This window comes from Pseudomonas nitroreducens, from assembly GCF_014204515.1.
GTDB lineage: Bacteria > Pseudomonadota > Gammaproteobacteria > Pseudomonadales > Pseudomonadaceae > Pseudomonas > Pseudomonas nitritireducens_A.
In genome coordinates this window covers 34913-60907 of the sequence record NZ_JACHLI010000032.1, presented here as the reverse complement: position 1 = coordinate 60907, position 25995 = coordinate 34913, and the positions used below count along the sequence as shown (strand labels likewise).

The window sequence follows — 25995 nt, the reverse complement described above, 5'->3', positions numbered from 1 at the left end:
GGACTCCTAGTCAGATGCATGTTTGAAGCGGAACAGGCAGATCATGAGGTACGAAGCCAAGCAGCCCAGAGCAACCAGTCCATACAGGGCTTGGTGGCTCGGGATGAGAAAGGCACAGCTGGCCGATACCCCTGACATCATCAGTAAACACACGGAATCGCCGAAGATTGCTCCCAGAACAATGATGGCGAGCAAAATGGTGGCGCTGACCAGCTGAGTGTCTGGCAGCTGCAGGGCCAGAGAGGCCGAGATGAAGATGCACTCGACGGCGATTAGCATCAGAGCGCCCACGCAGAGGCCCCACAACCAGGTCTTTGCGAACCTAGCGGTGGATGTCATAAGGCTGTTTTTGATCGATATTGCGATGCTCATGCTTCAGGCTTCTCCGCCGGCTTGGTTTTGGTACCAAGCCAAGCCCTGAAGTGCTTGTCCCCGTATACGTAGCAGGCGATGTAGAACACCACATACCCGCAAACGGTAGCGACTGCGAAGATGGTTGCTTGCTCGTTGGTGATACTTCGAGAGTGGATGTCTATGCCTTCATTAATCAGACGTAGCATCCAGCCGCTTGCGATAGCGCAGCCAATCATCCCTACCACGTGCTTGAACCCATGCCCCTGGGCCAGGAACATGCCGACCACCACGGCCGCAGCAAGAAGCAAATTTGGCCAGTTCCAGGAACCGAGCAAACAGGCCCAGATCAAGAGCATCAGGCCGATGGCCATAAGCACCTGGGCGAATTTCAGGCACGCAAAGCCGAGTGCACGAGCTATGGGGGTCTTGGTGCCCTGATTGTTCTGGTCTTGCATGGGTTTACCTCATCCTAGAAGTAGCTGGGTTTTCTGCCGTTTTTGTATTGCGGGCGTGCGAACCAGTAGCAGAGCGCGAAGATGGCCATGCAGATGCAACCTCCTGTGATCAGCAGGTAGCTGACAACACCAAAGGTATGCAGCCCTAGCTCCATAAGCACCCCGGCAACGAATCCGTAGAACGAGAGCGTGCCTATGCTTCGAGCACGGAAGCCGATCATGGCATGCATGCCCATCACCGTGCAGGCCAAGATAAGAAATGGAAGCAGACGATCTGCAGCGAGGCTCGTTTTAAAGCTCAAGCCGGCGGCGAAGACAACAACCAGGAACGCGGTGCCCAGGGCCAGATCCACCAGCACTTCACAAGCCATTGCTGCCAGATCCTTCGTCCTGGATTGCTTGAAGTCGGGAGCGATTCGGGAGGCTTTCATTCGAAATGAACCTTGACCAGGCGTTCGACCTTGTCCGGATAGACCCTGTTGCTGGACTCCTGAAGTACCTTCAGTGCCTCAGCACGATCCTGGGAGCTCTTGGATGGGTAGAAAACCACGCCCTCCTGCCCGTTGCGCACCAGGTCTTCGATCTCGCATGCCGCAGCAGTATGGGAGAACCAACGCAGCGGCGGATGCTCTATCTCGGCAGTCAGCGTGCGCTCTGTCACGGTGTAGCCGTAGATGCCATGGGCAAAGCGGAACAGCGGCCCGAGGACTACGAACGAACCTACCCCGAATTTGGGAAGGCTTGGGGTGGAGGACAGAGCAGTCACAGGTGCATCCTTAAGCATGAAATTGCAGGGTGGCATCATATCAGCAGCTATTCGCTCTGACACCTGGTAGCTGCGCTGGAAATTTGGTGAGCCCTGGACGTCGCACGGGCGCACTCGTCAGACTCAAGGAATAGTTGAAGAACTGAGGTGAATGGCTGTGGGGATAATCCGCGAGATCTTTATTGAGCGAGTGATCGCAAAGCAGGACGGTCGGGATGCCTTTGTTTACGACTGCGCAGCATCCAGGCTCAATCATGGGCCCTACTCCAAGAGCCAATGCAAAGCCATTGCTGGTCTCTGGGATGAGCAGTTTGGGATTCCTGATCACCATGCCTTCCTCGGTTTGGTATTGGCCGAGGTCTTTGGCGCAGTGTCTCTCCAGGACAAAGCCTATCGAGCAAAGCGCTGGCACGTCCCGGCAGACCTCTCCATGCGTGTTGATCAGGTCGGCATAGATGCTCTCGTAGGCTTTGCCAATGAACTGGCAATCCATCCACTCGTGGGCAGGAACCTCCAACCCTCGCTCAACAGCACATACCTACTGCTGGAAGAAGTGGAGGCTGGCGCTGGAGTGCGATTGGTGCAACCGCTCGCGATGTTCCTCGCCGAAGATGCTAATAGACTTAAGAACTGGCTCTGTTTGGGGACAAATGCAGGGACAGGCCCTTTCGACGAAGCTTTGTTGGCTGAGCTCGGGATTCAACATGCTTCATTGAGCCAGAAGGACATTGATGCCATGGCCATCAAGTACCGCACCGCAGATCTGATCGAGCGAGCGTCAGACACGGCTGCCACGTCTTCGATGGCGCTAGAGCTTGGTATCTGAGAATTATGCCTTGTGGAGCTTGTAGCCCATCGCCTCCGCCTGCCGGCGAAGGATGGAAAGGAACGACCGCAGATCGATGCCGGCGGCGACTTCTTTCTCGGTGGGCCAAGCGCAGCCGAGGAAGTACGACCCCAGGGCGTCGTTGAACTGCCGGCCGAACTCGCCGAACGCTGCCAGGTGCATCTTGGCGCTCGGGCTGATATCCAGGATATCGGCCAGCTGGCGCGGCTTCATCACGATGCCGGTGAGCTCTTTCACGTGCTCTACCCCGGCGGCCAGTTGATCAGGTGTGAGCTTTGCCTTGCGATGCTTGATCAGGCGCTCCATGGCGCTGCGGTGCAGGGAGAGGTACAAACTGCTCCCCGGCTGCGGGCCAGCCGATGCAATTACAGCTTCCGGCTGGCGCAGGAACGGAACGGTGGCGTCGGGCTCAGGGTGAAAGCGCAGCCCGCTCGGAGTCTCAATTTCGTGGGTATTCATCGTCTGGGAGCCTGATCGGGAGTTAAGTCAGGCCGGGCGCTGGGCCCGGCGCTGAACTGATAGGGTCAGATTACCGAGGAGCGGGAGGACAGGCGAGTCAGGAAGCCATCCACGAAGTCTGCCAGCTCGGCGCCCATGAGCTTCTTCAGGCGGCCGGGCTTCGGCGCGCGGAACTCCAGATGGATCAGGTCGGCCATATTGGCCTTATCCTGCAGATACTCGTCGCTGGTCATGAGCTGATCAACCAGGCCGTGCTCCATCGCTTTGGTTCCACACCAGGCCTCGCCAGTCCCAATCTTCTGCATGTCGAGCTCGGGGCGGTAGGCGCTGACATGATCACGGAACAGCTCATGGATCTCAGCCAGCTGTTCCCGGTACTTCTCGCGGCCTTCTTCGGTGATTTCGCCAGTCATGGTGACCGTGCGCTTGTATTCGCCCGCAGTGAAGTGCTCGACGTCTACATCGTTCTTTTTCAGCAGGCGGTGTACGTTGGTTACCTGGCTGACCACGCCGATGGAGCCCAGCATAGCGAACGGGGCCGAGATGATCTTGTTGGCGATACAGGCCATCATGTAGCCGCCGCTGGCAGCAACCTGGTCGACCGCAACAGTCAGCGGGATTCCTTTATCGCGCACGCGCGCCAGTTGAGCTGCGCCCAGGCCGTAGCCGGTGACGGTGCCGCCGGGCGAGGACAGACGCACCAGGACTTCATCGTCTTCCTTCGCATGGCTCAGGAGCGCGGTAACTTCGTGACGCAGGTTCTCGGCAGCGGAGGCGTACAGGTCGCCCTTGAAGTCCAGGACGAATACCTTGGGCTTTTGGGTGGCGCTCAGGCCCAGCTTCTTCACCAGCTTGGCCTCTTTGGCCTCCATCTTACGCTGGGCCTTCACTTGCGATTTGGGTAGCAGCACGGCGCCGACGGCGTTGTTGAGCTTCTTGTAGAAGGTGTTAAGAGAGCGCACGCGTAGGTTCCCCTCTCCACCACCCTTGGATTTGGAGCCAAAGATGATGGAAGCCACGATGGCCACGGCGGTGAGTAGCACGACTGCTTTTGCCAGGAAGAGCAGGAAATCGTACAGGTATTGCATCGGCGATCCTCGTGATCGTTGATTGTGCGGCGCTGGCGCCGGCAGAAAAATCAGGCGCAGGCCGGCGGCCGCACCAGGAAACCTGGAATGAAGTCTTTGTCACCAATGGCCTTGTAGCCGTGGGCGGTGTCCTCGTCTTCGGGTACGCAAACAAAGGACTCGCGCGCCAGGGCCTCCTGTTCGGGAGTCATGCGGCAGAAGCCGCTGGCCGGCACGGAGGTAATGCTCCCGTCGATCTGGCGTAGAAGAAAATGGTGGTGGCCACCCTCTTCCATCGTCAGCCTGACCTGCAGGATGTACCCGGCGAACATCGGAATGAAGGTGCTTACGCCTAGGAGCGGGCCGGCGATGATCATCTGGCCCTGGTGGACATCCAGAGCGTCCTGGCAAAGCTCACCCTTTGGCATCTCCATGAGCTGCAGGAGAACCGCTAATTTAACAGGGCTCATGCGTTACTCGGGAAGCGGGCGGTCTTTGTTGTCGGCGGCAATGGCCACCATCAGAGCGTTGAGGGCCTTGAGTACACGGGGTGACTTGCCCCCGCCGCTGTAGGTGCAGAACTCGACGTTGCTGCTGTGACCGTCGGCGCCGACGATGCTCATGCAGATGTCGCCATCTTCCTGGCGAATCATCTCGAGGCGGCCAGGCCCCATGTCCTGCCGCCGGAAAATGAGCTCGTTACAGGGCACCAGGCTCGGGATCTCGCTTTCCTCGATGTGCTTGAGCGCGCACTCCAGGACTTTGGCGCCGACGAAGGTGTCGCCGACGGTCTCACCGCTGGCGAGCTGCAGGTCAGCGACTTCTTCTACCCACTCTTTCAGCATGTCTGAGCTCCTTGCTCGGGCTGATCAATTGACCAGATGGTTACATCAGCACTTTCGGATTGGAAGAGCTTGCGGGCGTGATCAACGTCCACGGCTTTCAGCTTGAAGGTCTGGAGACTGTCGACCTCGATGTCGAAGCTCTCGCCCTTTCGGTGCCAGAGGACATTGAATCTCTTGAGGCCAATGCCTTGAGCAGGCGTCATGACGCCGGACATGGCCATGGCTTCCATGATCTGCGACTGGAAGTGACTCATCGGATGAACCAGGACTGCAGTGCCGACAACTCGCTGCTTGCTTACCAGCTGCCAGCCCGGAACGTAGGCGTCCTTGGCGACAATGAAGTGCTCGGGGGAGTCATCCGTCAGCTCGTTACAGAACAGATCGGGATTCGCAACCAGCACGTAAGGCGCGCCACAGCAGGCGACGGCATGGGCAAGCGAGGTGAGGCGCCCTTTACAGTCGCCACAGGAATAGGGATAGAGGAGAGAATACAGCTGGCTCATGAGCCTACACCTTGGCAATCAGGGCTGGGGCGCAGGAAGACGAAGCCAAGGTAATGAAGATACGAGCTGAAGGGACGCTTAGCCATCATGGCCATCCTTTAGCGGTGTGATGGCCAAATATACACTTTGCTGTATATCTATGAAAGCAATTTCGGCCTAAAGGAGTCGCCGTAGCCCATGTCCAGCTCTTGGGCCTGCTTCACTAATTCAGCGAAGGCTTGTTCCTGCTCTTCCGTGATGTGCTCACGTTTCTGCGTCACCGAGGCTACTAGCGTGTTGAACTTCTTCTGGTGGTCTTGCGAGTCTGTCATCGAAACCTTCCTGAAGAGAATGAGGTGGCCGCGCCGCCGCGACAAGATCGCATGCATGCCTAATGACGGCCGGGCCATGCGAAGTATCAGCATCTAGCACCGAACCGCCAGGGTGGCCTGGTGGCGAACCAGGACACCCACTCGCAAGGTGCATCCCCGGCCGACGTCCGGCAAGGTAAGCACGCATGGGGCGCACCGGCATCAGCCGGCACCAATAGGATACCAATCCGCAATGAGATGTGACAGTCAAGACTGGACTACGCGCAACGGCGCCGGCATGACGCCGTTCCAGGCCCGGATTGCAGCGAAGGCCGTCTCGAATGACTTGGAGATCGGCATCACTGGGCACAGGGTATTCCTGCAGGCGACACTCCAGGTCAGATCCAAATCCTGGTTGAGGACGGGCGGTTTTTGGCACCAAGGGCACAGACGAAGATCACGAGCCAGACGATCAGTCCTCTGCTCCACGGATCAAGCCTGCTGGGCGAGGCTGTAGAACGGCGCGAGGCTCATGGCGCGGACGTGCTGGACGCGTAGCGACTTGTATAGACGGGAAAACTCAGAGGCAGACACGCCATGCTTGGCTTGAGCAACTTTGGCGTCCTGGCCATCGACCAGGTGCGCGCGCAGCGAATCGACCACGCGCTGGCTGTCGGCCCTGGTGCCGGCCAAGAGCAGCTCGAAGTGTTCTGCGACGAGAGAACCCGCCTCGATCCTCGGAAGATCCTTGGCGCTAGTGGATCGCATAGGCTGGAGATTTCAGCTCCTGCGGTACTTGCGGCCAGAGGTCGAAGAGGCAAAAAGACACGAAGTTGACGACATCTTCCTGCTCGTTCGCGTCCATTTCCGCCTGGCGGCCGGTAACCTTGTCGATGGCGCGCTCGAGCGGCGTGCGGTCGTCAGTGAACGTCACGTTGCTGTTGGTCAGCCGATTGAACTCGGCAACAAACTCGGGGCGGCTGGCTACTTCGGCGACGAACTCAAGAAATTCCATGTCCAGCTCCTTGCTCTACTGGAAGGGTTATTTTATCCAGTTCCCGGAGGATATCCAGTCTGTCGTGACAATTTGATATGACCCGGAGAGACCGGGCCACACTGTCACTTGTTGTGGACGTAGATGCCTTCCTTGTAGGAAGAGTCAGTCCTTTGGCATACCGGGCTATGGCGCTCCAGGCGACGCGCGGTGCCATGGCCATCACCCGTGCCATCGTCGGGCTTGAAAAGGATGAGGTCACCGTTCACCGGCACGCAGTAGCTGAAGTACTCCGGCTTCTTCACGTCAACGAACTTCCCCACCTGCAGGCCGGCCTTGTTGGCCTCATCCTGCGCCCAGGTATCCACCTTCGTGATTACGGCCTTTGTAGGCTTGTGCGGATCTTCGCACCCAACCAGCATTGCCATCACAGCAGCGCACGCGACAAGACAGACAGACCGGAACCCCATCCCCCACCTCACTTGATGATCGTTACTCGGCGAAGAATTCGCCCCTACTTCAGTACGCTGGCGAACAGGAGACCCGCCGCCGGCAGTGAGCAGGCACTCGTTTGAATGCAAAGCCCTTACATACTGTAAGCAATATCCCGAGCAAACTCACCCCCCAACCGTCGCCCTCACCAGATACCCGTGGGGCTGGCCAGCTCGTGGGGGCATTGGGCTGAGATCGATGTCCAGGTGATCACCGACCATGCGAAGGCAGCAGTCGACGATTCCGGCCTTCACGAAGGCGGTGCCGCCATTGGTGAGGAGCGCGAGGATGCGCTGCTTGCCAGCCTGGATGGTGAAGCCGCTCTTTTCTAGCTGAGACAGAATGCTGTCGACCTTGCGGTCGCGAGAGGTGCGGTACATGCAACAACTTCCTAAACGCGGGGCTGCAATTATTTGGTAAAAGAGCCCTCTTGTCAGCGCCTTCTCTCTCCTACGTTGGTCTTCTCAACAAAGCCTTCTCAATCTGAGAGGAGGATTGAGAGAAACATCAAATTTCGTCGGGAGTGACGTGCCAAGAGCAAGCGGTCAAGATTCTGGGAGCCCCAGAGTGGGGAAGCGTAAGGCGCGCCGGCAGAGAGCACGGCATGCGAGAAGGCAACAGCGGTTGGTATCAAAAAGGGGCGTTAGGCCCCTCTCTGCTCAGTCGAAGCTGATTTCCAGACTTAAGCGGCCGGAAGCCTGGTCAATCGCGCGAAGCTCGGGCAGCAGCACGTCAAGGAAGTGCCTGGCGTTGTGGGTGGCCTCATGGATCACAGCATCCAAGGCGTCCATGTAGCTGTACTGCTCACCCTTGGCCTGCATCTTGTCCTGGTAGGCTGGCGCCAGGAGATCTTGTTCGTCCTCGACGATGATCCTGGCCAGCCGGGGCTCGATCTTCTTCCTGGAGCTCTCTACGCCTCTACAGCGCTCAGAGTCCAGCTCGAAGATGAACCAGGAGCGCTGGAAGCTGTTGTGACGCAACAGGTAAGGCTTGTAGACGATGTCGCCATCGATCACATCCGTCATGGCTTAGCCTCAGGCGTGACCTTCCAGGACGCCGCCAGTGCGATAGCCTCACGGATGTTGCCAACCATCTGTGCTGCGACGGTGCTGCTGTAGGGGGAGTTGTAAACGTCCCGGTTCGTCAGCACTACGATCTCATCGCTCAAGAAACCGGTTCGCACGACATAATCCTTGTAGTTGGGGCTGCCGTTTCCACGACTCAGTGGGAGGAACGGCTGAACTTCGCCTCCCCAGACGTCCATCCCCCACTCACTTTCAAAGATCTGCCCGGATACGTTGAAGTCACCTACCGCGAATCGGTAGTGTCCATCCAGCTCCCCTGGCTTGATCAGCTTGCGCACGTCGGCACTGATGCGGGGGTTCTCGCTGTAGACAATGAAGTCGACGTAGTGCAGCCCGAACAGGAAGTACAAGGCAACAGCAACGAATAGCGCGGCTATGCCACCAAGGCCACGTTCCAGCATGTCTTTACTCATGAAACACCTCTAGTCAGGTAACGATAGAGGGCGACAGGCGCCCTCTCACCTCACGGCTTGGGCGTGAACTCGCCTTTCTTGACCGGGATGCCCATCTCAGCCTTTCTCTTTTCGACGTCGGCCTGGCTCTGATCGATCTTCCAGCTGAGCGGCACCAGAATGGCTTCCCTGACCTTTTGGGCGATGGCCAACACATTCAGGGGGTTATAAGGGTAAGACAAAACAGCCGATGGCGTCAGGACAACCCATTTGTCGTCGGCATTTTTACGCAGAACGAATTCGGGGCATCCCCGGCGGCAATATTTCTCCAGTCCGGCCCGCTCATAGGCCGAATCGCTGGCCAGTGCCGCATAGAACGAACCATCAGCAGACTCCATCGTCGCGCCGTACTCACTCTTGAAGAGACTCTGCTTAACGCTGATGCGCGAATAACCATCCAGCTCTTTCGTTTCCATGACCTTGAAGAGCGCTGCGGTGTAGGTCGGGTTCTCTTCCATGAAGAAATAGTCAGGGTCGACTTTACGAAGGCCAAAGCCCAGGCAGGCAACCGCCACGAAGATGACCATGTAGATGGCCAGCGACGTGAGCGAGTAGCGGGAGGTCAGCCTGTAGGGGCGTTCAACGACGATGGCGGACGGATTGTTCGTATCTTCTTGTGACATCGGGCACCTGAGGGGTTGATAAGCGAAAGCACCCGGAGCGGAGCACCAGGCGGGTTCTGCAATTTATCGTATAAAGAGCTGCTTGGCACGCCTGGTGACCCTACTCTGGGCACTTCATTTACGGGGTGGCCGCTCCTTGGGTAGCATGGATGAAACCCATTGATGGAAATGCGCCATGGAAGCTCGTGCCACCAGTTATGCCCTCTCCGTCTGCTTCAATGACCACCAGAAGCCTGTCTGCCTCGCCGTTTCCGCTGATTCCGTAGAGCCCGTCGGCGCCATGCCGGCGACGCCCGAATCGGCCCAGCTCGTCGGCGGTGACCTCCTCATTGTGAGCAAATTCAAATCCCTGCGCCTGGCCGGCATAGACCAGCGCTGCGTTGAAGCCATTCACCTCGATCTGCCCCTGGTGGTGTTCGATCCGGACACCCAGGAAGAAGTCATGCTGCAGGTCGTTTACTCTGGAGCACCACGATGAGCAAAGAGCCGACGTTCAAATCCAAGCTTCTGGAGAAGCTGGGAGCCACCAAAGCGGCTGTTTTCGAGAGCGGGCCCTCCGCCAAGAAACTGGGTGTTACGCTGGCGCTGACCCTGGCCACGGTCATGTCGGTGGCCACTCCGGGCAAAGCGATGGCCGACGAGCCTGGATTCTGGACGGGGTTCAAGAACGGGATCGAGGTGACCGCCGGCATCAGCGACCAGGAGCCCTCTCCTGCCGACGTCTCGCCGCTGCGCCAGGCGATGGGTAGCGTTGGAAATGTCCTGTTCTCCTCGGCCGCCGGCCCGGTAGCAATGACACTCGTAGCCGGCAGCGAGATCAAGGACACCTATGAGTACGTGACCCAGCGCGAAGAGATCCAGACGAAGGCCAAGCTGGCCGAAGTCAGCGCCCGCCTAGAAGCCATCAAGCTCACCGAGATCGCCAAGATCCGTCAAGCCGAGCGTGATGCGCGCTCCGCACAGCCTCAGGAAGTACGTGACGCCGACCAGAAACGTATGATGGCTCTGGTCGACGCAGCCTTTGACGGTAATGAAATGCCAGAGGAACTGGTCACTCGCTACGCCACCGAAGAAGGTATCGCTCAGCGTGGTGGTGAGACCGAGCCGTTCTACAAGTACTACAACGACCGGTACGACAACCAGTCGAACCCGGACTACGCCAAGAACGCTGAAGCAGCTGCGCAGGCTCTGGCAACCGATGCTGAAATGGCTGATGACGCGCCACAGGTGGATGGCACTCAGCACCCTGACGCAATGACCCAGCTCATTCTCGACGGGAAGCTGGATAACCAGCCCAGTACGCATCCAGATGCTATGACCAGGCTGATCCTGGACGGGAAGTTGGATAACCCGAGGATGGGTACTTACGACGCTGAGACCATGCGTCAGCTGATGCAGGAATCGACCACCAACAAGTACGACAAGGATGCAGTACTGGGCCTTTAACGGCCCAGCTCCAGCTCTGCACTCTTCTGCTGACCCAGGATTGCTTCGATGCCTGGGGCCAGCAGAGCCCTTAGCTTCTTCGCCTCCTGAATAGACTCCAGAATATCGTCCTTGGCCCGGTGAGTGGCGCGCTTCTGCAGCTCAACGCGCGGGTCTACCGTCTTCATGAATTCCTTCACCGCAGACACATCAAGATTTCGGTAGTGGAGGAAGTTGTTCAGGAACGGCATGCGGGCTTCAGTGAAGATCCGGTCGAAGGTGACGCCATTGCCGCACATCGGCGAGCCTTTCTGGGTGACGCCGTGCTTTTCAAGGAACGCCACGGCGGCGCGCTCGGCCTCTTCCAGGGTCATGGTCGCGACTGCCATATCGGCGAAGAGACCATTCTTCTCGTGCATCTCCCGGACGACGTCGTCGCACTTGGCCATGACCTGCAGGGGGTCGTGATGGATCACGATGCTGGTCGACGCGATCAGGTTGAATTGGCAGTCGGTGACGGCCAAGCCAATTTCTAAGACGTCAGCGCTGTAAACCTTTTTCTTGTCCAGCTCAGTGAACGAGCTGGTTTCCAGGTCTACCCATGCAAGACGGCGATCTGCTGCTGGCGCAAGGCGAGCAGGTGCCGGTGCCGGCTCGCTGAGGATTTCGTTCGCGAGGAGGAAAGGCAGCGACTCCCCCTCACGGATCTCAGTCAGCGCTCTGGCGAGCGATTGAGCGAGCTCTGGCAAGCGCAGGGCCCAATCAAGGAAGCGCGACGAGCCGCTGTTGTGACCGCTCAGCGCCTGATAATCGGGCCACAGGTCATTCACCACGACCCGATACCCCTCGCGCTCGACGACGCTGGGTTTCATCTCCGAGAAGTACTGCTTGACGGACTTCTCGCCCAGCGGGCCCTTCCCGTCGAAGCAGTAGCCGCCGGAGCTACCCAGGATCATCCAGTGCTTTTCAGGGATCTCGCCCATCATCTGGCCGATCTGAGCGTCACGCTTACGCAGCTCACCCCAGCGTTCTTCAGCGAGCTTACGAACCCACTGAGTGCGCTGTTCATGCAGTTCACCGGCCGACTGGTTCGAGAGCTTCATGGATCACTCCCCCACGATCAGCAGTGGCGCCTCTTCCACGTAGGGAAGCGGGAAGCTGAAGCCTGGGATCACTTTGGACGCAACCACCACCAGCAGCGGCTGGTGCGGGCTTGCCTGGCCAGCGAAGTCGGCGGGAGTGCGGCCGGCGAGCGCGTCTTGGGCAAAAGCCCACTCCTGGAAGCGTTGCGATGCCGCGCATTCGCCGTGCAGGCCCAGGTAGTCCTCCCAATGGGAGCAGCGCACCTTGTGCAGCCCTTCCCTCTCAACGACGCCGGGTTCGGCCGCTTCGCGGTCAGTCAGGTACTGGTCAGCCTGGGCTTCGGTCGGCAGGTCGATGATGTAGCCGACCAGCTCTTTGTCCTGGATGGCCCAGGTCACGCGCTCGGGCTCGCCCAGGTGAGTGCCAACGACAGAGCGAAGGCGATAGATCTCAAGGCGCTGGGCCTCGGTGTACACGCTCATTTCCATTGGGCAGTCTCTCTGGTTCTCAATACTGGAAGCGGCACAGGGCCGCAGATACCTTCATGTTACTCGATGAGGGATACCGGCAACACGATTGAATTTCCGGCTAAAGGAGCTTAGTTCATAATCTCCAAGGGATTGAGAATGCCGTGCTCGACCAAAAGCCCTTTGCGCAAAGGCCAGCTGAACCGTTTGGTCTCACCGTAGGCGGTAACAGTGCCAAAGGCGGTGAGAACGCTCTCCTCACAGTCGTCCTGATTTGGAACCGGCCAGGTCTGAAACTTCATCTCGTCGATGGAAACCTTTACCACCTGCCAGTTACTGGCGCTCCAAAGGTTCTTGTACCAGGCCGTGTGCATGGCCGCATAGCTTGCTTGTTTAACCAGGTGTTCGATGAAGAACTGGGCCACATCTGGTGCGCAAGTGCCAAAATCATCCTTCTCAGTCATCACTCACTCCTTCTGAATCGACGGTGCCCACCGGATTTAGCCAAGCCTCAAGCTCTGCCACATGGGCGTTAACGGCCAGTTGGTCATCGGGCTGGTATGTGGCTGGCGCTTCTGCTGCTGGCGCGACGATGACCTCCGGCAGGCCAAACTGATCGGCAGTAATGTCGACGATGTAGCACTGCTCATCGATCATCACTTCAACCCAGTAGTGCCCGTGGGTTTTGCCATCCACGATGATGCCGCCGAATCCCTCGCCCCCGCCGCCGACTATCCGGCACGTCAGGTCAGCGAACTTGCTGATCAGTGACCAGCACAAGTAAGAGGCGTGCAGACAACTGCCGGCCGTGCGCTGGTAGCCCGAGTCTTTGAGAATCGACACGAACATCTGCCTCGTCATCTCGGCGATGTCCTGCACCTGGCCCAGCTTCACCGCGTCGACCTGTTTCGTGTTCTGCATCTGCTCCGGCCTCATTGCCCTCTCACTCTGACCTTACAACAGGCCGCGCTGTCTGGCGAACGTCAGGCCGGCGATGGTGTGGCTGTCGGTGATCTTGGTGCCCAGCAGGCCAAACAGCTCCTCGGGCTTGTAATATGAGACCACCTGCACTTCGCCGTCGAGCTCGCCCTGGGGCGTGTCGCTGATTTCGGCGAACACAATCATCACCGCGCTGGCCAAAAGCGAGTTGTTGGTGTGCAGCTTGCCGATGATCTGCGCAGATTCCGGCTTGGCTGTGTAGCCGGTCTCCTCGTTCAGCTCACGCAAGCCGGCGTCGACGGGGTCTTGGCCATCTTCGATGCGGCCACGCGGCAGCTCCAGAGAGGATTCGCCGATTGCCGGGCGGTACTGTTCGACCATGGCCACGTGCAACACCCCGTCAAAGCGGCGCACGCCGACAACCACGGCGCCGTTGATTTCCTTCGGCTCTTTGACGATGAAGTACTTGTCGTCCTGCACCACCACATCGAACCACTTGCACCCGAACTCCACACGTTGTTTCGGCATCTGCATCACTCCTCTGGCCTCAATTTGCGCCTGGTTGCGGTCATGACGATGACCCCCAGGACTTTGAACTCAGCATCCAGTCGGCGAATCTTGCCGCTGGGGAACCGGATGAATCAGCGACGGGCTCTCATCCATCGCCCGCGTGAGGTTTCGGGCCAGGGCCAGGACTGCTTCGTTGGTATTTAGCTGTTTCATGGATCAGCGCTCGAGGCTGGAGTCGAAAATGTAAGGCTCTGCGCCATTCACCAGGCGGTAGACCTCGCTTTTGGGCCCGGAACTGCCTGAGCGCTTCTCGCCGGTTTCTACCAGGTAGCCATCTTCGAGCATCTTCACGATGCGTTTGCGCATGCTGGATTTCTGCACCGGCCGGCTCAGGACTATCGAGAACGCAGCTACCGCTTCGCCGACGGTAAAGTCTCGGCCGATCATGTAGAGCGGAATGCTCGAGTAGCGCGCCTTGGACTCGAGGCGCTTGAAGATGTCCTCGCACAAGGTGTTGTGGTCAAAGGGGAGCTTGTAGGCACCGGAAAGGATGCCATTCATGCTCAGCCACATCTGGTCATCGGACAGTTCAACATGCTCTTCCGGGAACGCCAAGTAGTAGGTGCTGGACGACCAGGCGCGCGGGTCGCGGTAAGCGTCACCTACAGTCCCAACCTGCTCGATGAAGCGCGTAGCCATGCCGACCTTGTCGGAGTCCATCAGGCGCTTCACCGCGCCTGGCAGGCTGGTATCAACAGTGCTACCGCTGACCACGAGACCGGGCAGCGCCAGGCTGCCGGCGAAAGGATCGTTCAGGCGCTTGTGCACCAGCACTTCCACCTGGCTGACCTCGAAGTTCAAACGCAGAACGGCGACGTCGATGGTGTGAAGGTAGTCTCTGTGTTGATTGGTCATCGATTCAGGCTCCGGTCAGGCGCAGATAGGCATGGCTGATGGGTTGTAGATGTCATAGTCGGCGCGGCAGAGGCCTGGGGCCACCCACTCTGCTGGAAAGTCGAGGCCCTGGGCCAGAAGCTCTTTGATCTTGGAACTGTGCACGCCCAGGCGCTCCTGAATCACGACCAGGGAAAAGTCCTGGATCAGATCGGCAGATCGGTAGAACCGACTCAGAGTCTGGACGTTGTCCTCACCGATCACGAGAGCGACCTGTTTTGTCTCCAAACCTTCACGGTTCGCAATTGCGGTGAGCAGGTCGTAGCTGTAGATTGCCCCGGCCTGTTGCGTAGCGAGCTCACGCTCGATGGTATCGACTTCAATCAGAGCCGGCCCCTTGATCTCGCTCACGATGCGATTGAGCAGGGTCGCCCGCTCCTCGAGGTCGTTGAGCACCTTCCCGAACGCGTGCCGGCACGAAGGCACCACCAGGATACGATGCGCGAAAGCACTGGCCTGCAGCATCGCGTCGGCGTGGCCGGCATGGGGCGGGTTGAATGCGCCTCCGTAGATGGCGACTTTGATCTGACTGTTCATGCTCCATATTAGAGCACGATGTGCTCTAACTGTCGAGAGGGCGTTTGTGCCTTTATAGGTAGCGACTTGATGCAGATTGAGAAAAAAGTTTAAGCCGACGCTTGTTAAGATAGAGCACGGTGTGTACTATCAAATCATCAACACCGGAGAGACACCAAAAATGAACACCTCCACCCGGATTTTCGATGCAACTGCATCCTTCGATATTGACCCGCAGGTCGGCTTCACTCCCCTGGCCCCGAGTGAGCTGCCGGTTCCCGGCGGCGACGAAATTGTCGGCGAACTGAACGCGATGGCTGCCCTGGCCCGCCTGCGTGTTGCCAGCAAGGATGCCCACACCCCGACAGCTCCCTGGGTCGTTGAAACCCACGCTGAAATGCTGCAGCCGACCGGCCTGCCGAACGCCGATCTGACCTGGGTCAGCCACTGCGTCCCCGGAACTCCGGGTTACGAGTTCATCCCTGGCCTCCCCGCCGAGCTGGACTACGACTTCGTGGTCTACAAGGGCGTAAGCCCTAGCCTCCACCCCTACGGCGCCTGCTTCCACGATCTCGCTGACAAACTGTCTACTGGCGTCATCGAGTACCTGAAGGCCCAAGGCATCAAGAACGTAATCGTCGGCGGCCTGGCCTACGACTACTGCGTGAAAACGACCGCTGTGCAACTGGCCAAGGCCGAGTTCAACGTGATCGTGAACATGGCCGCTACCCGCGCCATCGCTGACAACTCGGCCGCCGATGCAACTCGTGAACTCGGCAATTACCCCAATATTCGACTGGTCGCGAGCGCCGCTGACGTAGCCGTCGCCCTCTCCGCCCTTTGATCACAAGGAAAACCGGCATGAACGGCATCTACTTCAAACCCGACGAATGCGTGATGAAGTCCCTGCTCGACACGGACTTTTACCAGATCACCATGGGCCAGGCGATCCAGAAGCTGCACTCTTCCGCACAGGTTGTCTTCCGCGTCACCGTGCGCACGAAAGGCGAAGATCTGCGACCGCTGATCAAAGATCTGCGTGAACAGGTCGATATGTACGGGCAGATGCGTTTTCGTGAAGACGAGCTGCGTTTCCTGTTCAGCCACAACCGTAGCTACCTGAAGGCCGACTACAAAGACTTCCTGAGCATCTTCCAGCCCCAGGCGAAGATGGTGAAAATCAGCGAGTCGAACGGCCAGATCGACATTCGTGCCTCTGGGAGCTGGTTCTTCGTGCAGATCTGGGAGATAGCAATCCTGGCGATGCTCAGTGAGATCCGTAACAAGGCCAAGTACCCGGACGTGACCTTCGACATGGTCAACGAACGGCTCTACAACAAGATCGACTGGCTGAAGCAAAACGCAGATGCCAGCGAGTTGGCTGAATTCAAGCTTTCGGACTTCGGTACCCGTCGCCGGCTCAGCTACGAGGCGCAGCACACTGTCGTGGACATCCTGCGCAAGGACTTCCCCGGCGTGCTCACTGGCACCTCCAACGTTCACTTGGCCAGAGAGCTTAACCTCAACTGCATCGGCACCATGGCCCACCAATGGATCATGGGGCACCAGCAGGCTGGTGGAGCTCGGGTGCAGGATCACCAGAAGGTCGCTCTCGAGAACTGGGCCCGTGTGTATCGTGGTGAGCTCGGCATTGCCCTGACCGACACGATCAGCAGCGACGCTTTCCTGCGCGACTTCGACCTGTACTTCGCCAAGCTCTTCGATGGCCTGCGCCACGATAGCGGCGATCCTGTGGCCTGGGCTGAGAAGATGATCGCCCACTACGAAAAGCTGCGCATCGATCCGAAGACCAAGACCCTGATCTTCTCAGACGGCCTGGACTTCAAGGAATCGCTGCGAATCATCCGCGCGCTGAAAGGCCGCATCAACATGGGCTTCGGCATCGGTACAAACCTGACCTGCGATGTCGAAGGCGTTACCCCGCTGAGCGTGGTGATGAAAATGACCAGCATGGACGGCCAGCCGGTAGCGAAGATCAGCGATAACCCGGAAAAGGCTATGTGTGAAGACGAGGGGTTCCTCAACTATCTGGGGCAAACCTTCGGCGTGAAACTGCCAACCAAGGCCACCAACAAGAGCGAGGCTGCCTGAAATGAGCACTTCCAAGCAAAAAGAGATCGCAGCCGCCCTGGGCGTAAAGCGTATCGAGACCACTGAAGAGCTGAAACAGACCATCTGCCTTCGAATTTCCTGGATCATGAATCGCCTGCTGGTCTCCGGTTGTAAGACCCTGGTGCTGGGTATCAGCGGCGGCGTTGACTCCACGTGCGCCGGCCGTTTGTGCCAGGAGGCTATCGACGAGCTGAATGGCCAAGGCCAGGGCGGGTACAAGTTCATTGCAGTCCGCCTGCCCTACCGTACCCAGTTGGACGAGGAAGACGCCCAGGCCGCGCTGCGATTCATTAAGCCAAGCGAAGTCCAGGTCGTTAACATCGGGCCGGCGGTGCAGGCCATTGCTGGTGAAACGTTGGCGCTGGAAGGCCTTACCCCGGAAGCACGCGATTTCGTCCTGGGGAACACTAAGGCCCGCATGCGCATGGTTGCCCAGTACAACATCGCCAACGCCACAAACGGCCTGGTTGTCGGAACAGATCACGCTTCAGAAGCGGTGATGGGGTTCTTCACGAAGTTCGGGGACGGGGCCTGCGACATCGCTCCGCTCAGCGGGCTGACCAAAGAGCAGGTGCGAAACATCGCAAGCTATCTGGGCGCGCCGGGCCAGCTGGTGCACAAGACGCCCACTGCTGACCTGGAAGACCTGGTTCCCGGAAAACCTGACGTGCTGGCCTTCGGCTGCGGCTACGAGGAAATCGAGAACTATCTTCTCGGCGATTCGGTAGATGACCGTGTCGCAGAGCTGATCGAGGCCCAGTACGCCAAGACCCAGCACAAACGCGAGCTGCCCTACGCTCCCTAACGCACCAACTGCAGTCAAAAGGCCGGCGATGATGCCGGCCTTTTTTATGGCGAAGGATTACTGCCAGGATCATGGCAGTTTCCACTCTTGGTGCTACTGTCAAATCGCCACTTTTTGAGCACAAGGAGAATGGACATGAAGTGCACGGGTATTGGGTTTTGGCTGGCGCTGGTCTGCTTGGTTCTGCTGCAGGGCTGTGGTTCAAGTCCAACTGTGCGGTACGAAAAGCTTGAAGATGCCGGCAGCAGCGAGGCCAAAGACCAATCCGTCCTTGAACCTGGAGCTTTCAAGTTCAGTTTTCGTAAAACAGACATAGTTATCACCGCGCCGGACAAAGACAAAGGGCCGGACTCGTTTGGGGTTCAAACGATCCCTGGGGATGTTGGTACGCTTTACACGATATCCAGGGTTAAAACCCTCTTCTCAGATACATCATTAACAATGACTAAGGTAGATGGAACCAATCTCATTGATTCGTTAGGGGTTGAAGTGGTTGATGAGCGAGTATCAAATATAAAGGCTGGAGCTGATGTCATTACAGCGACAATTGCACTTGCAGCTCTATTTGATAATGGACAGAAAGGTGCGAATGTTACCCCTCCTGTTGGAAAGGATGGCATTACATACCCGATTAGGATCGACACCCTTCCATTGCTTAGAAGTACTTTCCATAGGCCTACAGGAATTGAGTCATCTGAAATCACTGACTTAGGGTTCAAGCGGAGCTTGGGCGACCGAGTTTCTGATGGCAGCAATCAGTCAGAACCAAATGATAAGCGGTGCGTTAAAAGATCAGGGGACACCTATTTCACATGCACTAACGTTGATGTTGGTCTCATGAAATACACAGTGTATCTCGATGATCCTGCTCCAGGTACAGTTCCATACACAGAATTGAATAGTTCTGAGTCAGGTGTTTTAGGAAAGGATACGAGCTACTTCTATGCCTCATCTTGTCGTCCAGCAGTGATCGAGGTTGATGTTGGTGGCGTGACGAAGACAGTCCAGCTCGTAGTGGCAGATCCTTATTATTTGGATGTTTATAAATTTCCTGGCAAAGCGACCTTTAAGGCTCGTTCTACCTGCGGATTCGATGTCACACAAGAGGCGTCAAAGTCAGATAGCACCGCTGACATAATCAATGCAGTTTCGGATGGGGTTAAGAAGGTGAAAAGTGCTAAGAAGAATGGAGATGGAAATTCAGGTTCTGGACAAGCTGGTGCAGTTACAAAATGAATTAAAAGCACTAAAAGGTTCGGCACTCTCAGCGGGTTGAAATCAAAAGGGCCGGCTTTCGCCGGCCCTTACAGTCACTGGGAAACGATCTTGATAAGGTTACCTTCCAGATCGAAATCGGCCACGATGGTGCCAGGGACAACAGCGCCGAAGGAGTTTGTTCCACGGTAGGTCATTCCAACCCTAATGTACTTACCCTTGTCACTATATCTGGTTTCCACGTGCTCGAAGCTATCAGGATTCTTCATCATGCTTTTGGCAACTCGCTCCAACCCGCGATGTGAACCATCCCATCCGCTGAATTGAGCCTCAATTTTCTTGGTGCGTTCAGCTTGTTTAGTTTCTTCAATGCGACGCTTGGCTGCTGCTGCTTCCTCAGCGTCAGCTAGCTTGGAGTTTTTGTCCTTCGCCACTTGGTACGCCTTGTTACCCGGATACAAATCCAGCAACTTACCGTAGATATCTGCAGCACGGCTGTACTCTTTTGGCTGGAGTTTGGCTAGCTCGGCTTTGAGCGATTTTGCTTTTGCATCATCCTGCCATTTCTGAACCATTTCCTTGTACTTGGCTGTAGCAGCCATAAGTTCAGGGTCGGTTATCCCTGACTGTTGCCGGAGAAGGCTATCAGCTCGCCCGACCTCTTTGGCTTCAATCGATTTGTTGATGTCCGCCATGATGGCCGTGCGATTGGCTTGGAAGTTGGCGGCTTTGACTTTCAGAGCTTCTGCTTCAGCGATTGCCGCTTGCTCGGCCCGCTGCTTTTGCTCGGCTGCGAGTCGAGCCTCTTCCTGGTGCTTCAGGTGTGTTAACTGACCCATGTAGATAATCGTGGTGCCGACGATTGCGATCCACGTGATGAAAACTCGGATCTGGATGCGATCAGCTATTCCGAGCTTGGCCAGGATCTTCTGGAACACGAACGGGGAGATCATCGCGGCAATGGCGATCATGAACAGGCCGGCGGCCCAGCTGACACGGAAACTACCGGCGCCGATAACGACCAGGGCTGCAGTACCGACCCACCAGAAGATGTCCGAGTGAGAGAGCTTCTTGCTCGATTGAGTAGTCATCGTCATTCCTTGTGGTACTTGGTTGCCACGATGCAGTTCAGTTCAAAGCCTTTACCGGTCTTCCAAACCTCTTTGGTCAGCGCAACACGGTAGCCATTGAAGTCCGATTCAAACGGCGTGCCGGCGGCGATCTTGCCAGCGTAGCCCTGAGGAACATCACCGATCAGGGCTTCGGTCATCTTGGTGCACAACCCGGCGAGAGTCTTTTGATCTTGCCCGGCGCGCGACTTGACGTTGACATTCAGCATCAACCTGACGCGAGTCACTTCAGCCTTAGTGCCCATGCCGTACATGGACAGGTTGTTGGGCAGCGCGCCCTGGCCAAGATCCTTGTACTTTGTACCGCAGGTGTACTTGCCCTCGTAGAGCTCAGACCAGTTCGATGGGCTGAAACCGGGCTCATCAGCCAGGGCATTGCACGCGGTGATAGGCGCGAAACCCTGCGCATCTTCGGCAAGGGCGGTACCTTGGTGGCCGACGAAGGCAATGAGCAGCATCAAACCGGCGAGCCGAGTAGTAACCTTCATGCCTTTGTTGTACGCCGGCTCACCCTTGAAGAACGAGTCGATACGGTCTGTGTCCTCGAGCTCCTGGGTGAATGCATCAAGGTCGTATCCAGAAGGCTTCTTCGGCTCGTCGAGCAACTTCACCAGGAACGCGCAAGCGAACGAGGAGAACTCGATGCTCGCCAGGGTTTTCTTCTTGATCGTTGCCTGCAGGCTCTTAGGAAGTGCCGGCGCGATGACGATGGAGATGAACTTGTGCATCTCATCGATCCAGGGCTGCGGGTCGACGACGTTGTAACCCTTGTCGACGATCAATGCATCCCGCTTCGCTGAGAGCTCTTCGTAGTGCTCGATCAGCTTGGTGTAGATGACCTGTGCGTAGGTCTTGTAGCGCTTGAAGCGCATGAGCTTGCGCGTCATCCCCACGTAGAAGAACACCATGAACACGGTGAACAGGAACGAAAGAATGATGAGGTTGGTTTCCATATAACTCCCCTGTTATATGAGCGTGTAAACAACTGACGCGGCTACAGCATGGGCAGCTTGCGCCTGGTCACCTATTTTTTGAGAGTTGGCGGCCATCCAGTGGCAGATGTGTAGCGGAGGGTGTCGAGTGGGTATGCGTTTCATGATGCTGATCTGCCATCCTGGGCGATGGACGAATGTACCAGAAGAAAAAGGAAAAGCCGACTATGCGCCGGCATTTTCGAGCTGATTTGATCTAGCGGCCAATGTTGTACATGTCATCCCATCTGGAGGCAGGCGCTTGGGCAACCTCCAGCGAAGGTTCTGGCACATCCTCAACCACATAAGCCCAGTGGTGGGTGATACCTTCCTTTAGAAGCTTTCGGAGTCGGTGGTAGCCGTCCTGGAGATGTAGGTCACATACCAGCAGCGGCGGCATGGTGGAGATCGGCAGCTTGTCGACTCTCTTCTGCCTCGTCTTACTCGGGAGATGGCTCTCTTCAGGCGCAAGGATTAATGTGGCCAACTCTACCCAGCGGAGCCTGGCGCGGGAGCCATGGAACATCTCCTCGAGCATCTCCGCGTCGACCTCGTAGGGAGACAGTTCGCAGACGTATTCAGCGATAGCAGAATTGTCTTTCAGGATATCTGGCCACTCGGCATTTGCTGCAGCTGTGGCAGTTGAAGGGTCAATGGTCATCAGCGCGAGTCCTGCTGGGTTGATGTCCCATCTTTCCACGTGAGCAGGCGTCTCGGCTACTCGGAGCAGGAGTTCAGGCGCCAAAAGAAAAAGCCGGCTCACGGCCGGCTTTTTCACAGCAGCAAGCGTATTACTTGCGGCTTGCCTTCTGCAGCATACGAGCGGCGCGCTCGTTGGCTTCATCGGCGGTTTGCTGGGCTTTCTGAGCAGCAGCCAGGGCCTCGTCGGCGCGGGTGTAGGCTTCTTCAGCGCGAGCATTGGCCTTGGCGGCGACGTCGTCGGCGGCAGTCAGGCGAGCTTCGAACTCTTTCGAGTGGGAGGAGCAGCCGGTAGCCAGAACAGCAGCCATTGCCAGGGCGGAGAACTTCAGAACGTTTTTCATCGATATCCTCGACATCAGTGGACTTGCGCAATCAAAACAGCACATCAAAGAATCCCCATAATACCACTGCGCATGGGGCTTAGAAACTGCAATTACGACAAAAAAGAGTGTCTTTTCAGTTCTCATTTTGTACGCGAATTCTCATGGGTATCATGGTGTGGCCAGGAGGTCATTTCCTGGCTAATGGAGGTCGGTATGAAAGCAGCCAAGGTCAACAGCTTCTTCAAGAGGTGGATGACGAACCGGCAGAGGAGGCTCAGCCCCAGGCTCGGGGAGTTCTGGTGCAGCTACTGCGATAGGGGAAAGGTGAGCATCGGCGGCAAGTGCAAGCTGTGTGGACACAAGCACGAGAGGCAAGCCCTCAAGCGACAGCCGTTCTGATCGCCCTGCCCTGGAGGTCTCCAATTCCAGGGCTTCCAGGCGCAGCCTGGCCTACCATCCCTTCTTTGGTATCAACCAACCACCCTTTTCCTTCCCCTCCTCTTCTCGAGTCTCATCCCAGATTCCGTATCCCCTTTTTGGCATCAAGAATGAAGGCTCTTAGGGCGCTTCGCGAAGCATCGACGGGGTGATCGTGAAAGGGCTCGCGTGCCAAAATGAGGAAACCCCAGGAGCCCTTCATGTATTGGCATCAACAGATTCGAGACAACCCTGCACTGATCCTTTCCGTCGACCAGAACGAGGTCAGTTCTGTGGATGCGCTGGTGGCCGTGACCTCAGATCCTTCGTTGGTGCTTAAGCTGCCTGAGGGCCTCGCCACTCTCGAGGTGAAGCTCAAGGCAATCGAACAAGAGCCGGGGCTGGTTGTGCAGATATCTGAGAGTCCAGGCCTGAGCGATGATGAAGTCGTAGATCTCTGGCTTGAAGCGGCATTCTGCCAGGCCGACGTTCTTTCAGAGCTCGAAGCGGCAGGAATCCCTGATCACGTGAAAGTCAGAATCTACGAGCAGAGATGTTGCACCGACGGCCGCAACATCGAGGATGTCCCGGAGACAAGGATCACGGAGGCATTGGTGCTGAAGGCGGTGTATGCGCGCCAGGGCGGGTTGCTCGACCGCGTAAATGTTTCTTCCCAGGTTCTAACCTTCGCCGTAAAGGATGCTCTAATCGAGACGGAGCAGTACTCGATTGCTCTTGATGTGGCGCGCAGCCTTCTGGGCTATACCGACCTGGTGGGCATCCTGAAGGTGAAGCCAGCTTTGCTACATGACCTGGAAACTGGCAGGCGGGTCAACGCGAAACCTTTTGAAGTCCAGTGCCACAATGCTGGGTTCGACAAGCTGGTCTTGTCACCGAAGGAGAAGAACGATCTCCGAGTGATCGCGGTTGCCAGGGATCGAGCTGCCATCGGCTGGATTCCTGAAGACGAGCTGACTCAGGCCATGGTGTCTGCAGCAGTTGCCGGCAATCACGAGTCTGCGGCATCGATGCCGGCTAATCGACGTGTACTCTCCATGCTGGCCCATGCCACTACTGCTCGCGAGCACTTCTTCTTCCCTGGGAGCCTCCACGACGCGATTGAGTGGATGATCTCAGAAGATAAGTCGGTGATGATGCTGGGCCTGGCGGTGGTTGGCACCTACCCCTTGGCGTCGGTCGCAGAGCTTCTCAGGGATGAAGATCCTGACTTCAGAAAGCACCTGCATCTGGTATTCGATGAGGCTGATCTGCTCAGAAGCTTCCCGGAGGACGACAAGTTGGCTACTGAGCTCTTGATCAACGGCTTCTCTTTGTAACAGCTGCCTTTACATGACCTTTACCTGGGAATTGTTGAGCCCACCAATGCTCATCCCTAGCATCGGTTGTGTGCTCCTGGAGCAAGTTCAACTGAGGGTTCCTGAATGCAGAAGATGTTGAAAATTGCCCGACCGTACACACTGGCTGTCGCCCTTTGTGGGTTGCTGGTTGGTGCAGGTCAGGCTATGGCCGATGAAGCGATCAAACCTGTCGGCGCCAGCGGTGAGGCAGCACAGCACGAGGGGTGCGTGCCCGGTAAAGGCCGTGGCGGTAAGCACCGTCCTCAGATCAGTTCCGAAGAGAAGGCGAAGATCGATGCGATGTCGCAAGACGAGCGCAAGGCGTACTTCAAGCAGAAGCGCGAAGAGTGGAAGCAGAACCATCCGGAAGGACGTCCTCGAGGCGGAGAAGGCTCCGGTGACTTCCCTCCTCCTCCGCCGCCAGGCGAGGCGTAAACAGGGCGCCCTTAGGGGCGCTTCCTTTTTGATCTTATTGCAGTAGAATCGCCGACTTCTCGATTGGAGTCGTCTCATGAACATTATCATTCCCAGTCCGACGCCGAATGTCATGCCGATCATCATTCCGGTTCAGGAGTCCTCTACGGTCGAGCATAGCTTCACGGGAGTAACTGCCGGCGGCCGTCGATTTGACGTAACTGTCACTGCCAGCCGTGACATCGTTGCTGCTGCAGTCCTCGATGATCTACGGAAATCGGATCTCTCGCAGGTCGAATATGCATCGGACGATGGGATGTGGCCAGGTAGCTATCTCGGGCGCATGGGGGTCATGTTCATCGGATACCTGGTGCTAGCTGTCCTTTGCTTGATGGCCTACATCGCACTCGGTATGGCCGGTGTCATCGAGACGTTTGGCATCGAGAAATCGCGATTCCCTGAGTGGATGCCCTTGTTCTGGGGCTGCACAGCTGGTGAAGGCATCACGCGCGTTATGCTGGCTCTGTTTCCATTCCTGATCTTCATCGCTCCGCTTTTCAACGGAAAGGAACCCAGTAACTCCTGAGTTCGCACGCACCTGCTTTTGTGAGGAGCCCATCTAATTCAGGCTCCTCAGCCCTTCTACCGACCCATCTTGCCTCGCTTTTGGGGCATCTCTTTGTAGTCAAACTCTCAGAATTGGCATCAAAACTGCCTTATCCCCTGATATCTCCGCTTCTGGGAGTCAGAACAGGTCTGCACCATACGGCGGTGCTACCGGATACCGATCTAGGCGTGTATTTCTTTGAGGGTATCGGGTCTGGCAGATGCTTTTGCTTTGTGCCGGGGCATGCTGTTCCGCTTGGGCCTGCGCTGAGCAGGCAGTGACGTCTATCACCAGCACCGGTTTTAGCTGGCCTAAAGGTCGAAGCCGTCGACTGCGCGCCAGGTGTGAACAAGGTCATTGTCTGGCCGGACGGCATCCATCTGCTCGAACGTGAGTCCTGACTTTGCCAGGCTCAGGACGGTCATCTCTTCGATATCCTCCAGGAGCTCGATTAGCCTCCCCTCCTCGCCTGGGCGAATCAGAGGCCTGCGGCCGTGGATGATAGGGGCCACCTGCACCCCTTCCTCATCTAAACGGGTAGTCGCGGTCATTGGTAGCGATAAATACAGTGCGGCCGGAGGTGTCGAGCATGAAGGCTTCCAGGAGCTGTTGAAGGGGCGCGACTCTGAATCCTCAGCGAGATGCCCCTGCCCTGTCATTTCATCGCCTGCGCGTACTGAGGCGCAATTGCGGGTGTATTTTGGCCTCTGCCCTTCCCTTTGATCGCAATCGAGGGGTCACCAAGAAGGCCCACGGTAGTGGATACCGATCTAAGGCAGGAGATCGGTTTGCTG

At 57.2% G+C, this 25995-nt stretch carries 39 protein-coding genes; 11 read left to right on the top strand and 28 right to left on the bottom strand.

Annotated features, from left to right (window positions below; translation table 11 throughout):
* Positions 1-6: 6 nt before the first annotated feature.
* From HNP46_RS28510 to HNP46_RS28495, 4 genes are read right to left on the bottom strand one after another with little or no spacing between them, the layout of a single operon-like run.
* Positions 7-372, bottom strand: a complete 366-nt coding sequence (locus tag HNP46_RS28510; protein WP_184595790.1) for a hypothetical protein — start codon at positions 370-372, stop codon at positions 7-9.
* Entirely contained in the window at positions 369-809 is a 441-nt protein-coding gene (locus HNP46_RS28505) for a hypothetical protein (RefSeq protein ID WP_184595788.1), read from the bottom strand. Before HNP46_RS28505 ends, HNP46_RS28510 begins: the two co-directional genes overlap by 4 nt.
* A gap of 14 nt (positions 810-823) precedes the next feature.
* Positions 824-1240, bottom strand: a complete 417-nt coding sequence (locus HNP46_RS28500) for a hypothetical protein (protein WP_184595786.1) — start codon at positions 1238-1240, stop codon at positions 824-826.
* Complete coding sequence (locus tag HNP46_RS28495) at positions 1237-1575, bottom strand: hypothetical protein (RefSeq protein ID WP_184595784.1); 339 nt, start codon at positions 1573-1575, stop codon at positions 1237-1239. Before HNP46_RS28495 ends, HNP46_RS28500 begins: the two co-directional genes overlap by 4 nt.
* Positions 1576-1726: 151 nt before the next feature.
* Between HNP46_RS28495 and HNP46_RS28490 the strand changes: the two genes are divergently transcribed.
* Entirely contained in the window at positions 1727-2401 is a 675-nt protein-coding gene (locus tag HNP46_RS28490; protein WP_184595782.1) for a hypothetical protein, read from the top strand.
* Between the two features lie 3 nt (positions 2402-2404).
* On the opposite strand, the gene HNP46_RS28485 is transcribed toward HNP46_RS28490, so the two are convergent.
* The 13 genes from HNP46_RS28485 to HNP46_RS28425 form a co-directional block, all read right to left on the bottom strand.
* Entirely contained in the window at positions 2405-2881 is a 477-nt protein-coding gene (locus HNP46_RS28485) for a hypothetical protein (protein WP_184595780.1), read from the bottom strand.
* Positions 2882-2946: 65 nt separating this feature from the next.
* Positions 2947-3969: a protease SohB gene (gene sohB / locus HNP46_RS28480; protein WP_184595778.1), complete on the bottom strand. Its 1023-nt coding sequence runs from the start codon at positions 3967-3969 to the stop codon at positions 2947-2949.
* 50 nt (positions 3970-4019) lie between these two features.
* On the bottom strand, positions 4020-4418 hold the full coding sequence (locus HNP46_RS28475; RefSeq protein WP_184595776.1) for a hypothetical protein: 399 nt from the start codon (positions 4416-4418) through the stop codon (positions 4020-4022).
* Between the two features lie 3 nt (positions 4419-4421).
* On the bottom strand, positions 4422-4793 hold the full coding sequence (locus HNP46_RS28470) for a hypothetical protein (RefSeq protein WP_184595774.1): 372 nt from the start codon (positions 4791-4793) through the stop codon (positions 4422-4424).
* Positions 4787-5296, bottom strand: a complete 510-nt coding sequence (locus HNP46_RS28465) for a hypothetical protein (RefSeq protein WP_184595771.1) — start codon at positions 5294-5296, stop codon at positions 4787-4789. Before HNP46_RS28465 ends, HNP46_RS28470 begins: the two co-directional genes overlap by 7 nt.
* Before the next feature lie 137 nt (positions 5297-5433).
* Positions 5434-5607, bottom strand: coding sequence for a hypothetical protein (locus HNP46_RS28460; protein ID WP_184595769.1), 174 nt, complete (start codon positions 5605-5607; stop codon positions 5434-5436).
* A gap of 471 nt (positions 5608-6078) precedes the next feature.
* A complete protein-coding gene (locus HNP46_RS28455; protein ID WP_184595767.1) occupies positions 6079-6354 on the bottom strand; it encodes a PapB/FocB family fimbrial expression transcriptional regulator in 276 nt (91 codons plus the stop codon).
* Positions 6341-6601 (bottom strand): hypothetical protein, encoded by a 261-nt coding sequence (locus HNP46_RS28450; RefSeq protein ID WP_184595763.1) that lies wholly within the window; start codon positions 6599-6601, stop codon positions 6341-6343. The genes HNP46_RS28455 and HNP46_RS28450 overlap by 14 nt, the downstream gene beginning before the upstream one ends.
* Positions 6602-6705: 104 nt before the next feature.
* Positions 6706-6948, bottom strand: a complete 243-nt coding sequence (locus HNP46_RS28445) for a hypothetical protein (RefSeq protein ID WP_184595760.1) — start codon at positions 6946-6948, stop codon at positions 6706-6708.
* 249 nt (positions 6949-7197) lie between these two features.
* Entirely contained in the window at positions 7198-7452 is a 255-nt protein-coding gene (locus tag HNP46_RS28440) for a hypothetical protein (protein WP_184595757.1), read from the bottom strand.
* A 279-nt stretch (positions 7453-7731) separates the two neighbouring features.
* Positions 7732-8097 (bottom strand): hypothetical protein, encoded by a 366-nt coding sequence (locus tag HNP46_RS35960; RefSeq protein WP_260403291.1) that lies wholly within the window; start codon positions 8095-8097, stop codon positions 7732-7734.
* Positions 8094-8570 carry a hypothetical protein gene (locus HNP46_RS28430; RefSeq protein ID WP_184595755.1) on the bottom strand — a complete coding sequence of 159 codons (477 nt, stop codon included), beginning with the start codon at positions 8568-8570 and terminating at the stop codon, positions 8094-8096. The genes HNP46_RS35960 and HNP46_RS28430 overlap by 4 nt, the downstream gene beginning before the upstream one ends.
* 50 nt (positions 8571-8620) lie before the next feature.
* Entirely contained in the window at positions 8621-9232 is a 612-nt protein-coding gene (locus tag HNP46_RS28425) for a hypothetical protein (protein WP_184595753.1), read from the bottom strand.
* 175 nt (positions 9233-9407) lie between these two features.
* Between HNP46_RS28425 and HNP46_RS28420 the strand changes: the two genes are divergently transcribed.
* Entirely contained in the window at positions 9408-9710 is a 303-nt protein-coding gene (locus HNP46_RS28420; protein ID WP_184595751.1) for a hypothetical protein, read from the top strand.
* Entirely contained in the window at positions 9707-10678 is a 972-nt protein-coding gene (locus tag HNP46_RS28415; protein ID WP_184595749.1) for a hypothetical protein, read from the top strand. Before HNP46_RS28420 ends, HNP46_RS28415 begins: the two co-directional genes overlap by 4 nt.
* On the opposite strand, the gene orn is transcribed toward HNP46_RS28415, so the two are convergent.
* The 7 genes from orn to HNP46_RS28380 all read right to left on the bottom strand — a co-directional run bounded on the left by orn (position 10675) and on the right by HNP46_RS28380 (position 15147).
* Positions 10675-11760 (bottom strand): oligoribonuclease, encoded by a 1086-nt coding sequence (gene orn, locus HNP46_RS28410; RefSeq protein ID WP_184595747.1) that lies wholly within the window; start codon positions 11758-11760, stop codon positions 10675-10677. The genes HNP46_RS28415 and orn overlap by 4 nt on opposite strands.
* Positions 11761-11763: 3 nt before the next feature.
* Positions 11764-12228 carry a hypothetical protein gene (locus HNP46_RS28405; RefSeq protein ID WP_184595745.1) on the bottom strand — a complete coding sequence of 155 codons (465 nt, stop codon included), beginning with the start codon at positions 12226-12228 and terminating at the stop codon, positions 11764-11766.
* Positions 12229-12338: 110 nt separating this feature from the next.
* Positions 12339-12671, bottom strand: coding sequence for a hypothetical protein (locus tag HNP46_RS28400; RefSeq protein WP_184595743.1), 333 nt, complete (start codon positions 12669-12671; stop codon positions 12339-12341).
* Positions 12664-13128: a hypothetical protein gene (locus HNP46_RS28395; RefSeq protein ID WP_184595741.1), complete on the bottom strand. Its 465-nt coding sequence runs from the start codon at positions 13126-13128 to the stop codon at positions 12664-12666. Before HNP46_RS28395 ends, HNP46_RS28400 begins: the two co-directional genes overlap by 8 nt.
* 33 nt (positions 13129-13161) lie before the next feature.
* Complete coding sequence (locus tag HNP46_RS28390) at positions 13162-13674, bottom strand: NUDIX hydrolase (protein ID WP_184595739.1); 513 nt, start codon at positions 13672-13674, stop codon at positions 13162-13164.
* Positions 13675-13872: 198 nt separating this feature from the next.
* Positions 13873-14571, bottom strand: a complete 699-nt coding sequence (locus HNP46_RS28385) for an NUDIX hydrolase (protein ID WP_184595737.1) — start codon at positions 14569-14571, stop codon at positions 13873-13875.
* 15 nt (positions 14572-14586) lie between these two features.
* Entirely contained in the window at positions 14587-15147 is a 561-nt protein-coding gene (locus tag HNP46_RS28380) for a cytidyltransferase (protein ID WP_184595735.1), read from the bottom strand.
* 160 nt (positions 15148-15307) lie between these two features.
* Here HNP46_RS28380 and HNP46_RS28375 point away from each other — a divergent pair, with 160 nt between their 5' ends.
* The 4 genes from HNP46_RS28375 to HNP46_RS28360 all read left to right on the top strand — a co-directional run bounded on the left by HNP46_RS28375 (position 15308) and on the right by HNP46_RS28360 (position 19300).
* Complete coding sequence (locus tag HNP46_RS28375; RefSeq protein WP_184595733.1) at positions 15308-15970, top strand: isochorismatase family protein; 663 nt, start codon at positions 15308-15310, stop codon at positions 15968-15970.
* A gap of 17 nt (positions 15971-15987) precedes the next feature.
* A complete protein-coding gene (gene pncB, locus HNP46_RS28370) occupies positions 15988-17238 on the top strand; it encodes a nicotinate phosphoribosyltransferase (RefSeq protein WP_184595731.1) in 1251 nt (416 codons plus the stop codon).
* 1 nt (position 17239) lies between these two features.
* Entirely contained in the window at positions 17240-18064 is an 825-nt protein-coding gene (gene nadE, locus HNP46_RS28365; protein ID WP_184595729.1) for an ammonia-dependent NAD(+) synthetase, read from the top strand.
* Between the two features lie 135 nt (positions 18065-18199).
* On the top strand, positions 18200-19300 hold the full coding sequence (locus HNP46_RS28360) for a hypothetical protein (RefSeq protein ID WP_184595719.1): 1101 nt from the start codon (positions 18200-18202) through the stop codon (positions 19298-19300).
* 74 nt (positions 19301-19374) lie between these two features.
* Here HNP46_RS28360 and HNP46_RS28355 read toward each other — a convergent pair whose 3' ends face one another.
* From HNP46_RS28355 to HNP46_RS28340, 4 genes are all read right to left on the bottom strand, one after another.
* Positions 19375-20370, bottom strand: a complete 996-nt coding sequence (locus tag HNP46_RS28355; protein ID WP_184595717.1) for a hypothetical protein — start codon at positions 20368-20370, stop codon at positions 19375-19377.
* Between the two features lie 2 nt (positions 20371-20372).
* Positions 20373-21362 (bottom strand): DUF6030 family protein, encoded by a 990-nt coding sequence (locus tag HNP46_RS28350; RefSeq protein WP_184595715.1) that lies wholly within the window; start codon positions 21360-21362, stop codon positions 20373-20375.
* A gap of 235 nt (positions 21363-21597) precedes the next feature.
* Positions 21598-22041 (bottom strand): hypothetical protein, encoded by a 444-nt coding sequence (locus tag HNP46_RS28345; protein WP_184595713.1) that lies wholly within the window; start codon positions 22039-22041, stop codon positions 21598-21600.
* A gap of 130 nt (positions 22042-22171) precedes the next feature.
* Positions 22172-22423 (bottom strand): Lpp/OprI family alanine-zipper lipoprotein, encoded by a 252-nt coding sequence (locus tag HNP46_RS28340; protein WP_184595711.1) that lies wholly within the window; start codon positions 22421-22423, stop codon positions 22172-22174.
* 195 nt (positions 22424-22618) lie between these two features.
* Here HNP46_RS28340 and HNP46_RS28335 point away from each other — a divergent pair, with 195 nt between their 5' ends.
* The 4 genes from HNP46_RS28335 to HNP46_RS28320 all read left to right on the top strand — a co-directional run bounded on the left by HNP46_RS28335 (position 22619) and on the right by HNP46_RS28320 (position 25180).
* Positions 22619-22804, top strand: coding sequence for a hypothetical protein (locus HNP46_RS28335; protein WP_184595709.1), 186 nt, complete (start codon positions 22619-22621; stop codon positions 22802-22804).
* Between the two features lie 239 nt (positions 22805-23043).
* Positions 23044-24159, top strand: coding sequence for a hypothetical protein (locus tag HNP46_RS28330; protein ID WP_184595707.1), 1116 nt, complete (start codon positions 23044-23046; stop codon positions 24157-24159).
* Positions 24160-24264: 105 nt separating this feature from the next.
* Positions 24265-24615, top strand: a complete 351-nt coding sequence (locus tag HNP46_RS28325) for a hypothetical protein (RefSeq protein ID WP_184595705.1) — start codon at positions 24265-24267, stop codon at positions 24613-24615.
* A 76-nt stretch (positions 24616-24691) separates the two neighbouring features.
* A complete protein-coding gene (locus HNP46_RS28320; protein ID WP_184595703.1) occupies positions 24692-25180 on the top strand; it encodes a hypothetical protein in 489 nt (162 codons plus the stop codon).
* Positions 25181-25995: the final 815 nt, after the last annotated feature.